This window comes from Comamonas kerstersii (genome assembly GCF_008801935.1).
Taxonomy (GTDB): Bacteria; Pseudomonadota; Gammaproteobacteria; order Burkholderiales; family Burkholderiaceae_C; genus Comamonas; species Comamonas kerstersii.
Genome location: NZ_VZOT01000021.1, coordinates 1 through 9,188, shown reverse-complemented (window position 1 = coordinate 9,188; position 9,188 = coordinate 1). Strand labels below are relative to the sequence as shown.

12 protein-coding genes are annotated in these 9,188 nt (G+C 60.5%); 6 read left to right on the top strand and 6 right to left on the bottom strand.

Going from position 1 to position 9,188, the window contains the following annotated elements:
• Positions 1-8 precede the first annotated feature (8 nt).
• The gene (locus F7P80_RS15945; RefSeq protein ID WP_151046026.1) at positions 9-485 is read right to left on the bottom strand and encodes an ATP synthase subunit I; all 477 of its coding nucleotides are present in this window, start codon (positions 483-485) and stop codon (positions 9-11) included.
• A gap of 287 nt (positions 486-772) precedes the next feature.
• Between F7P80_RS15945 and F7P80_RS15940 the strand changes: the two genes are divergently transcribed.
• The 3 genes from F7P80_RS15940 to lipA are packed head-to-tail and all read left to right on the top strand — an operon-like array spanning position 773 to position 2,766.
• The gene (locus tag F7P80_RS15940; protein ID WP_151046024.1) at positions 773-1,060 is read left to right on the top strand and encodes a YbeD family protein; all 288 of its coding nucleotides are present in this window, start codon (positions 773-775) and stop codon (positions 1,058-1,060) included.
• Positions 1,061-1,081: 21 nt separating this feature from the next.
• On the top strand, positions 1,082-1,774 hold the full coding sequence (gene lipB, locus F7P80_RS15935) for a lipoyl(octanoyl) transferase LipB (RefSeq protein WP_054065854.1): 693 nt from the start codon (positions 1,082-1,084) through the stop codon (positions 1,772-1,774).
• A gap of 11 nt (positions 1,775-1,785) precedes the next feature.
• Complete coding sequence (lipA, locus tag F7P80_RS15930) at positions 1,786-2,766, top strand: lipoyl synthase (RefSeq protein WP_058879702.1); 981 nt, start codon at positions 1,786-1,788, stop codon at positions 2,764-2,766.
• A gap of 357 nt (positions 2,767-3,123) precedes the next feature.
• Here lipA and ptsP read toward each other — a convergent pair whose 3' ends face one another.
• From ptsP to F7P80_RS15910, 4 genes are all read right to left on the bottom strand, one after another.
• Positions 3,124-4,881 carry a phosphoenolpyruvate--protein phosphotransferase gene (gene ptsP, locus F7P80_RS15925; protein WP_151046022.1) on the bottom strand — a complete coding sequence of 586 codons (1,758 nt, stop codon included), beginning with the start codon at positions 4,879-4,881 and terminating at the stop codon, positions 3,124-3,126.
• A gap of 78 nt (positions 4,882-4,959) precedes the next feature.
• Positions 4,960-5,229 carry an HPr family phosphocarrier protein gene (locus F7P80_RS15920; protein WP_054065851.1) on the bottom strand — a complete coding sequence of 90 codons (270 nt, stop codon included), beginning with the start codon at positions 5,227-5,229 and terminating at the stop codon, positions 4,960-4,962.
• 1 nt (position 5,230) lies between these two features.
• Positions 5,231-5,656: a PTS sugar transporter subunit IIA gene (locus F7P80_RS15915; protein ID WP_054065850.1), complete on the bottom strand. Its 426-nt coding sequence runs from the start codon at positions 5,654-5,656 to the stop codon at positions 5,231-5,233.
• Positions 5,657-5,747: 91 nt separating this feature from the next.
• Positions 5,748-6,320 (bottom strand): hypothetical protein, encoded by a 573-nt coding sequence (locus tag F7P80_RS15910; protein WP_151046020.1) that lies wholly within the window; start codon positions 6,318-6,320, stop codon positions 5,748-5,750.
• 115 nt (positions 6,321-6,435) lie between these two features.
• On the opposite strand from F7P80_RS15910, the gene F7P80_RS15905 reads away from it, so the two are divergent.
• Positions 6,436-6,939, top strand: a complete 504-nt coding sequence (locus F7P80_RS15905; protein WP_054065848.1) for a TlpA disulfide reductase family protein — start codon at positions 6,436-6,438, stop codon at positions 6,937-6,939.
• A 134-nt stretch (positions 6,940-7,073) separates the two neighbouring features.
• On the opposite strand, the gene F7P80_RS15900 is transcribed toward F7P80_RS15905, so the two are convergent.
• On the bottom strand, positions 7,074-7,529 hold the full coding sequence (locus F7P80_RS15900; RefSeq protein WP_114070897.1) for a c-type cytochrome: 456 nt from the start codon (positions 7,527-7,529) through the stop codon (positions 7,074-7,076).
• A gap of 155 nt (positions 7,530-7,684) precedes the next feature.
• On the opposite strand from F7P80_RS15900, the gene F7P80_RS15895 reads away from it, so the two are divergent.
• Both F7P80_RS15895 and F7P80_RS15890 read left to right on the top strand, forming a co-directional pair.
• Positions 7,685-8,371, top strand: a complete 687-nt coding sequence (locus tag F7P80_RS15895) for a cytochrome b/b6 domain-containing protein (protein ID WP_151046018.1) — start codon at positions 7,685-7,687, stop codon at positions 8,369-8,371.
• A gap of 21 nt (positions 8,372-8,392) precedes the next feature.
• Positions 8,393-8,938, top strand: a complete 546-nt coding sequence (locus tag F7P80_RS15890) for a GNAT family N-acetyltransferase (protein WP_054065845.1) — start codon at positions 8,393-8,395, stop codon at positions 8,936-8,938.
• Positions 8,939-9,188 lie beyond the last annotated feature (250 nt).

Here is a 9,188-nt window from a genome sequence, read left to right as displayed (position 1 = left end):
TCTCAATATCAATCGGTTTTTCGGACACTGGCTCGACCTGTAATCAGAACGAGCCAGTACGTTTTCATCGTTACCACCATTCCTGCCAGCAACGCCAGCCAGTGCAGGTTTGGCACCAAGCGAGGAGCGGCCGCCAACATGGCAATGCACAGCACCAGCTTGACAAACTCCCAGGCGAACAGCCTTGCGATCGCGCCCGATGCCTGCGCTGCGCTGCCGCTGTTGCGCGCCACCCCCCGGGCGAACAATGCTGCAGGCACCACGATGGCCAACGCACCATAGGCGGCTGACCAAGCGGCTGCACGACCCGCAATCCACCAAGCCAACAGCGCAACCGCAGCGCCCATCAGGGCTTGCAGCACCAAAATGCGCCACATGGACATCTTGGGCTGGCGCTTGCGCCACGCTTCAGCCTCTTCAGGCGTCAGGGGCTTGATTTGCGACTCTTCGTCCTCAAATTCCAGTTCAGGGGCTTGATGTTTCATGTGTTCAGCGAGCCAAAACTCAAACCGGAATTTTTACAAAGCCTCTGATTATACGTAGAAACCCCTTTTCAACCGAAGACTTATGGCTTTGGCAAAGGGTTTTTACGGACAATCCCATGCTGTCTGTCTCTAGACACCAACACGGTCCAAGGCATTTTTCTGCCGGGCAGACCTCCTCAGCGTGATCCTTCCACCTGCAGCGCCGGCCTTCGGGCCGAAGCTGTAACGATAGCGCACAATGCGCCTGAAACCAAGCAAAGTCCTTTGACTTCAACCCCATCACAGCCATGAACGACACCGCATCTCCCGAACCCCGCAAGGACTCGCTGATCGAGTACCCCAGCCTGTTTCCTATCAAGGTGATGGGTCTGCACACTGACGACCTGGTACACCAGATCACGACTGTAGCCAAGCAGTTTGACCCTTTCTTTGACGCCTCTACCGTGGAACTGCGCCCCAGCAGCAACGGCAAATATCTGGGTGTGACCATCACCGTGACAGCGACCAGCCGCGAACAGTTGGATGACCTTTACCGCGCGCTGACCAGCCACCCCATGGTCAAAGTGGTGCTCTGATTACGAACTGCTGCTACTGCCATGGACGCACGTCTGATCGGCCGCGTGGACTACGCCGCATGCAATGCGGCCATGCAGGCCTTCACCGCCAACCGCGATGCTGCTACTAGCGATGCGTTGTGGCTGGTCGAGCACAACCCCACCTTCACCCAGGGCCTTGCGGGCAAGGCGGAGCATCTGCTCGTGCCCGGCAATATTCCCGTGGTCTCCACCAACCGCGGTGGACAGGTGACCTACCATGGGCCCGGTCAGGTCGTGGCCTACCCGCTGCTGGATCTGCAGCGCCTGGGCTACTTCGTCAAAGAGTATGTGTACCGGCTGGAAGAAGCCGTCATCCGCACACTGGCCTATTACGGCGTGACAGGCCATCGCGTAGCGGGTGCGCCCGGCATCTATGTGCGCCTCGATGACCCGCGCAGCCATGCCATGCTGGAGCAACGCCCTCAGCGCCGCGAGCCTGGCAGCGCCGCACCTGAACCTGACTTTGCAGGCCTGGGCAAAATTGCAGCCTTGGGCATCAAGGTCAGCCGCCACTGCACCTATCATGGCGTGGCACTGAACGTGGACATGGACCTAGAGCCCTATCAGCGCATCAATCCATGCGGGTACGCCGGCATGGCCACCGTCGATCTTTCTACAATCGGCGTTCAGACAACCTGGAGCGAGGCCGCGCAAGTGTTCGGCCACGAGCTGATCGCCCGCCTGGCTCCCTGAGACTATCTACCATGAGCAGCAACGAAGTCGTGCGCGAAGCGCAGTCCGCCGAGAACTACAACCCGCTGGCCAAGCAGAAGGCCGCCGCCAAGCTCTCCCGCATTCCCGTCAAGGTCGAACAGGCGCCCGTGCTGAAAAAGCCCGAGTGGATCCGCGTCAAAGCAGGCAGCCCCACGACACGTTTTTACGAGATCAAGGACATTCTGCGCGAGCAAAAGCTGCACACCGTCTGCGAAGAGGCTTCCTGCCCCAACATCGGTGAATGCTTTGGCAAGGGCACAGCCACCTTCATGATCATGGGTGACAAGTGCACACGCCGCTGCCCCTTCTGCGACGTGGGCCACGGCCGCCCCGATCCGCTGGATGTGGACGAGCCCCGCAAGCTGGCCGAGACCATTGCCCGCCTGCGTCTGAAGTATGTGGTGATCACCAGCGTGGACCGCGACGACCTGCGCGACGGCGGCTCTGGCCACTTTGTGGAGTGCATCAAGCAGACACGCGCCCTGTCGCCCGAGACGCAGATTGAAATTCTGGTGCCCGACTTCCGTGGCCGTGACGACCGTGCGCTGGAAATCCTCAAGGCAGCACCTCCCGATGTGATGAACCACAACCTGGAGACCATTCCACGCCTGTACAAGGAAGCACGCCCCGGCTCGGACTACCAGTTCTCGCTGAACCTACTCAAGAAGTTCAAGGCGCTGCACCCTGATGTGCCCACCAAGAGCGGCCTGATGGTGGGCCTGGGCGAGACGGACGAAGAAATTCTGGAAGTCATGCGCGACATGCGCGCCCACAACATCGACATGCTGACCATTGGCCAGTACCTGGCGCCCACCAACAGCCACCTGCCTGTGCGCCGCTATGTGCACCCCGACACGTTCAAGATGTTCGAGCAAGAGGCCTACAAGATGGGCTTTACGCACGCAGCCGTAGGCGCCATGGTGCGCTCCAGCTACCACGCCGATCAGCAAGCCCACGCGGCTGGCGTGTAAGCGCCCAGCAGGCACCCACAAAAAAAGCAGCTTGAAGCTGCTTTTTTTATAGCTATTAGCGCTTGAAGATCAAGCAATTGCAAGCTATTTATATTTAAAAAGCTTGCAGCACAAGCACTGAAAGCTTCCATTTTGAGAGCGATATTTCATCGAAAAAAATGCGTGGCTAACCGGGCAGTCCGCTGGCTGGCAAAAACGACTGCAGGCTTTACAGGCCTGTTCGTCGCCCCACGATGAAACCAGAACCACTGCAGTCCCTTGGAGCACCCCACCAGAGCAGCATCTCAGGACTCAGTGCTGTGGATACTAACATTAATTGAGAATTATTCGCAAATAAATTTGCGTAACAAAGTGTCCTCAGGCCGCTGCTTCCAGCATGGTCGCGGGCTCTTCCGCTTCCAGCACCTGCTGTGCCCAGGGCTGCAGGCGCTGGGCATCGGCGCGCAGCACTTCCTGCTTGACGCTCAGAATCTGCGCGGGGTGCATGGAGAAGCTGCGCAGCCCCAGGCCCAGCAGCAGGCGCGTCATGCTGGTGTCGCCCGCCATTTCGCCGCAGACACAAACCTGCTTACCCATTTCATTGGCGGTGCGAATGACCTGCGCCACCAGCTCCAGCACGGCAGGGTGCAGCGGGTCATACAGATGGGCTACGGCTTCATCGGCACGGTCAATGGCCAGCGTGTACTGAATCAGATCGTTGGTGCCAATGGAGACAAAGTCAAAGTGCTTGAGCAGGCTGCGCACCATGAGCGCTGCGGCAGGCACCTCAATCATGGCGCCCAGCTGCACTTCACCGCAGACCACACCACGCGCCTGCAGCTCTGCCTTGGCCTGCCTGACCTGCGCCAGGATGCTGTGCGCCTCATGCTGGTGCGAGACCATGGGAAACAGCAGCTGCACCTTGCCAAAAGCTGCCGCCCGCAAAATGGCACGCAGCTGGGTGCGGAACATGGCAGGCTCAGCCAAGCTCCAGCGAATGGCACGCAGGCCCAGCGCGGGGTTGAGTGAGGTTTCCTTGCTGCCTTTTTGCAGGGGTTTGTCTGCCCCCACGTCAATGGTGCGAATGGTCACAGGCAGGCCCTGCATGCCTTCGACGGCCGTCTTATAGGCTTCAAACTGCTCGTCTTCACCGGGCAGCTTGCCTTCGCGCCCCATGAAGAGGAATTCGCTGCGAAACAGGCCAACGCCTGCTGCCCCGGCACGCAGGGCCACAGCCGCATCATCCGGCTGCTCGATATTGGCCAGCAGTTCGATGTGCTGCCCATCCAGCGTGACCGCCGGTGTATGGCGCAGGCGCGCCAGGCGCTCACGCTCGAGCAGGTCCTGGCGCTGGCGAAAGCGGTACTGCTCCAGAATGACGGTGGAAGGGTCTACCAGCACGATACCGAGATTGCCATCAATGATGACCCAGTCGTCCTGGCGGATCAGCTGGCTGGCGGCACGCGCGCCCACCACGGCGGGAATGTCCATGCTGCGTGCCACGATGGCGGTGTGGCTGGTCTTGCCACCTACGGCCGTCACAAAACCCGCAAACACGCTGCGCCGGAACTGCAGCATGTCAGCCGGTGACAAATCCTGCGCCACCAGCACCAGCGGTGCCTCGGTCATGCCATCGAGTGCCGGCTGCTGGGCCACTTTTTCGGCCAGCACGCTAGGCGCCAGCTCACTGGGCGCCATGCCGCGCATGTAGCGCAGAATGCGGTCGGCCACCTGCTCCAGATCGGCCTTGCGTTCGCGCAGATAGGGGTCTTCCATCTCATCGAACTGGCGCGAGATCTGCTCGAGCTGCGTCATCAGCGCCCATTCGGCGTTGTAGAACCGCTCGGAAATCCAGTGCCGCACGCCAGATGCCAGCACCTCATCCTGCAACAGCATGAGGTGCACTTCCAGCAAGGCTGCAAGCTCGCCCGGCGCATCGGCGGGCAGATCGCTCACCAGGCGCTGCAGCTCATCGACCACCGCATTGCGCGCATGGCGCGCACGGGCGATTTCTGCCTCCACCTGAGATGCTTCGATAAAGTAGTGTGGTACTTCAACGCGGCTGGAAGCCACGACCACAGCGCGCCCGATCGCAATACCGCGCGAAACCGCCAACCCGTGGATGGCAAATGTCATGTCCTAGTCCTTCTTGACTGCGCGCAGTCTGCACAAAGCTAGGTGTCGGACCGCCCCAAACAAACTGCTCAGCGATTGTTACTGGTCTTCACCAAACTTGTCGTTGATCAATGCCACCAGCGCATCCAGCGCTTCCTGCTCCTGAGGCCCATCGGTTTCCAGTACCACCACCGAGCCCATGCCAGCAGCCAGCATCATGACGCCCATGATGCTCTTGGCATTGATGCGGCGATCGCCCTTGCTCATCCATACATCGCAGGGGAAGCTCGCAGCCAGCTTGGTCAGCTTGGCGGAGGCACGCGCATGCAAGCCCAGTTTGTTGCTGATAGTGATCTCGGTCTTGACCATGTTAATTCTGAGAAGTTGATTGGTTCGGTGCAGCACCGCCGGTCTGCAGCATGCCCTGCTGGCCGCCCGTCAACGCGCGCTGCGCCTGCTGTGCCAGCGGTTCATGGCGGTAGCAGATGGCGCGCAGCAGCATGGGCAGGTTCACACCCACCAGCAGACAGGCCGCCGTGCCTTCCACCAGCCGGTGTGCCACATTGCTGGGGGTGGCGCCCAGCACATCCGCCAGCACCAGGGTACGTTCGGCTCCGCTTTGTGCCAGCAGCGCACGGGCCGTGGCCAGCGTGGTTTCCGGGGCTTCATCGGGGGGAACGTCCAGCACGCTGATATCGCTCACACAGTCAGCAAACACATGGACGGCGCAGTCCCGCAGCGCTTGTGCCAGCGGTGCGTGGGCGATTAGCAGAATGTGATTTGCGGTGCCAGACATAAGCATTCCTCTCTATTATGACGCCAGCGCCCGCGCGCCCTGCCGGGCATCACCGCATGCTGCGCGTCAGACATGACGCAGGCACTGTGCCCTATTTCAGCACGATGCTGTCAAAAAACGTCTGGGCATTGCCGTGGTAGGCCTTGGGCGCGTAGACCACGGCGTGGAAGATGCGTGCCTTGTCGCCCTCCTGCCGCGCAAACCAGACGCCGTGCGTTGTCACCGTCCAGCCCGCACGGCCTACGCCCTCAACCGATGCCAGGATGGAGCGCGGCAAATCCATGGCCCCTGCTGGCACAAAAGGTGCACCGCTTTTCTTGCCCTCGCCGTCCACCGCCTTGAACTGCGTGAGCGTGGCGGCCTGCCAGAAGGCCAGCGCTTCATCCGCGCGCTCGGGGTCATCCAGCAGCCAGTGCGAGATGGCAAAGGTCGAGTCCACCGCATCACAGCCCGCCATGCTGACCGGCACGCTGCCAATGCCCATGCCAAAGTCCACCGGCGTACGGGCGAACTGCGGGTCACAGGGGAACTGCATCTCCAGCCCCGCCTCATCGAGTGACAGGGGCTGCCACGCCAGTTCTGGCTCGGGATTGCTGCAGGCGCTCACGAGCAGCATCGTGCAGGCGGCGGCCAGGTATCGCGTCAAGGTCTGGAGCTGGGTCATGTCTGCATTATCGGCAGCCGTTTCACGGACCTAAGCACAAACAGCATCCCCATAGACCCGCACTTTGCCCGACTTTGCCCCCGCCGCACCGGGCAGCACGGCACAATAGAACGCTATGGCAATCAAACACATCGTGGCAGGCGTAGCGCTTGCAGCTTTTGCGGGTCTGGGTGCTTACGTCTATTTTGGCGAAGGGGCGCAGCAGGCCCCGCAGACCCAGTTTGTACTGCTGGACGGCTCCAGCAAGACCACGCAAGACCTGCGCGGCAAGGTCACGCTGGTGAATTTCTGGGCCACCAGCTGCACCACCTGTGTGGCAGAGATGCCCGAGATCGTTGCCACCTACAACAAGTACAAGGACCAGGGCTACGACACCCTGGCCGTGGCCATGAGCTACGACCCGCCCAGCTATGTGCTGAACTTTGCCCAGTCGCGCCAGCTGCCGTTTCAGGTGGCCATCGACAACACCGGCGCTGTGGCCAAGGCCTGGGGCGATGTCAAGCTCACGCCCACCACCTACATCGTCAACAAGCGGGGCGAGATTGTGAAAACCTATATCGGCCAGCCCGACTTTGCGGAGCTGCACCAGCTGATTGAAAAGCTGCTGGCAGAGGCCTGACCCGCCAAGAATCAAAAAAGAGAGCTTCCAGCGCTTGATATTTCAAGGTTTCAACATTTTTTAATGCTGAAACCTAGTAAATACAAGCGCTGGCAGCTCTACTTTTTATGCAAAGCGCTTTTCAGCGCAGCCCATCAACGGTTGCGGAAGGCGTCGTGGCAAGCCTTGCAAGTCTGTGCTGCAGGGCCAAATGCGGCCTTCAACTGGGCCAGATCGCCTGTCTTGGCGGCAGCGGCCAGCTTGCCCATTTCGGTTTCGTAGTTCTTGGCCGCTTCGTCAAACTTGGCCTTTTCCTTCCAGATCTCAGCCTTGGCCTTGCCACCTTCTGTGCCAGCGCCAAAAGCCTGCCAGGGCAGTGCCGCCAGCGTCTCCAGCACCTGCGCATTCTGCTTGGCCAGTTCCGCATCAAACGGCGCGCGGCCATTGGCCATGGCACCCAGGGTGCCAAAGTGCTGGCTGGTCACAAAAAACACATTCTGGCGGTACTTGATGGCATCTTCGGCCTTGGCAAACTTCAGCGTATCGGCCGAAGCAGCCATGCTCACCACCGCTGCAGACACTGCCAGCACGGCAGCAGAGAGGGACTTCAATCGCATGGGGTCACTTCCTTTCTTGCTATAAAACACACAACAATATGCAGGTGCAGCGGGAAGTATCGCCGCGAGCGCAAGGTTTCCCCAAACGGAATCCCCATGCTTTGATACACCACAGCGACGCTCTCCCACCAGCCACCTATATTTCACGCATGCGCACATCCAACACCACCCGCCTTCGCATCTGGGATCTGCCCACCCGTCTGTTTCACTGGCTGCTGGTTGCCAGCATCATTGCGCTGGTTGTCACCGCCAAAATCGGCGGCAATGCCATGGAGTGGCACCTGCGACTGGGCCATGCAGTGCTGGGCTTGCTGCTGTTTCGTGTACTCTGGGGCTTTGCAGGCGGCCACTGGTCGCGCTTTACCACCTTCATCCCTGGCCCGGCCCGGCTGCTGCGCTATCTGAAGGGGCAAGGCACAGCGGCGGACAAAGCCGGGCACAACCCGCTGGGTGCCCTCTCCGTCATCGCCATGCTGCTGGTCATTGGCATGCAGGTGGGCACAGGCCTGATCAGCGACGATGAAATTGCCTTTGCCGGCTCACTGGTGCGCTATGTCTCGGGCGACACCATTGCCTGGGCTACCACCTGGCACAAGACCTGGGGCCAGTGGCTGCTGTACACCGTCATCGGTCTGCACCTGGCGGCTATTGCCTGGTACAGCCTGATTGGCAAAGAAAAGCTGGTGCCTGCCATGCTGCATGGCGACAAAACCGGCCTGCCCGTTGACCTGCCCCCCAGCCGCGACGGCTGGCGCGCCGTGGTGCCGGCCCTGCTGTTTGCGGCAGCCTGCGCCGTCATGGCCTATTGGGTCTGGACACGTGCCACATCGTTTTAACCCTATGCCCTTGCTGCGCGCATGGGGCTACACTGGCAGCTCGTCTGCTTCCAACCCAACACACGCGCTTTGACTGTAGAACAGCCCTGTGTGGCGATCCACATCGCCACCTCCGCCGAAGACATCCAGCACACCGCCCAACTGTTTCGCGAATACGCCGACAGCCTGGGCCTGGACCTGTCCTTTCAGAACTTTGATGCCGAAGTCGACCAGCTACCCGGTGACTACGCGCCCCCACGCGGCACGCTACTGCTGGCCTATGTAGACGGCACGCCCGCAGGCTGCTGCGCGCTGCGGCCCCTGGATGATGCAGACATTCCCAACGCCGCAGAAATGAAGCGCCTGTATGTACGCAAAGCCTTTCGCGGCTTTGGCCTGGGCCGCCAGCTGGCCGAAGCCACGCTGGACGCTGCCCGGCAAGGCGGCTACAGCTGCGTGCTGCTGGACACCCTGGACGACATGGAGGCCGCGCGCAACCTCTATACCGACCTGGGCTTTGAAGAGACCGAGCCCTACTACTTCAACCCCATCGCCGGGGCGCACTATCTCAAGGCAGAGATTGACTGAGTGCGTGAAGTGACAGCAGCAGCCTCACGTGCAACAAGTTGTAATTTTTTGCAGCGTGCATTTAAGACCTGTTCTCATCAGGTCGCTAAGGAACCTCTGCATAACTCGATTTCAAGCGTGATCGTGCTTGAACGAGTGTGATGTTCCCTTGCCCCTGGCACTCAAGATGCCCGCGTTTCGCGGGCATCTTGCTTTTTATGCACCCACACCAGGCTTGGATTGGCTGTTTTTCAGCAAACGGCCACGGGCC

What these genes read in the sequence shown, in the direction of transcription:
- F7P80_RS15945 (WP_151046026.1), bottom strand. Translation starts at nt 485, where the DNA reads ATGAAACATCAAGCCCCTGAACTGGAATTTGAGGACGAAGAGTCGCAA.
- F7P80_RS15940 (WP_151046024.1), top strand. Translation starts at nt 773, where the DNA reads ATGAACGACACCGCATCTCCCGAACCCCGCAAGGACTCGCTGATCGAG.
- lipB (WP_054065854.1), top strand. Translation starts at nt 1,082, where the DNA reads ATGGACGCACGTCTGATCGGCCGCGTGGACTACGCCGCATGCAATGCG.
- lipA (WP_058879702.1), top strand. Translation starts at nt 1,786, where the DNA reads ATGAGCAGCAACGAAGTCGTGCGCGAAGCGCAGTCCGCCGAGAACTAC.
- ptsP (WP_151046022.1), bottom strand. Translation starts at nt 4,881, where the DNA reads ATGACATTTGCCATCCACGGGTTGGCGGTTTCGCGCGGTATTGCGATC.
- F7P80_RS15920 (WP_054065851.1), bottom strand. Translation starts at nt 5,229, where the DNA reads ATGGTCAAGACCGAGATCACTATCAGCAACAAACTGGGCTTGCATGCG.
- F7P80_RS15915 (WP_054065850.1), bottom strand. Translation starts at nt 5,656, where the DNA reads ATGTCTGGCACCGCAAATCACATTCTGCTAATCGCCCACGCACCGCTG.
- F7P80_RS15910 (WP_151046020.1), bottom strand. Translation starts at nt 6,320, where the DNA reads ATGACCCAGCTCCAGACCTTGACGCGATACCTGGCCGCCGCCTGCACG.
- F7P80_RS15905 (WP_054065848.1), top strand. Translation starts at nt 6,436, where the DNA reads ATGGCAATCAAACACATCGTGGCAGGCGTAGCGCTTGCAGCTTTTGCG.
- F7P80_RS15895 (WP_151046018.1), top strand. Translation starts at nt 7,685, where the DNA reads ATGCGCACATCCAACACCACCCGCCTTCGCATCTGGGATCTGCCCACC.
- F7P80_RS15890 (WP_054065845.1), top strand. Translation starts at nt 8,393, where the DNA reads ATGGGGCTACACTGGCAGCTCGTCTGCTTCCAACCCAACACACGCGCT.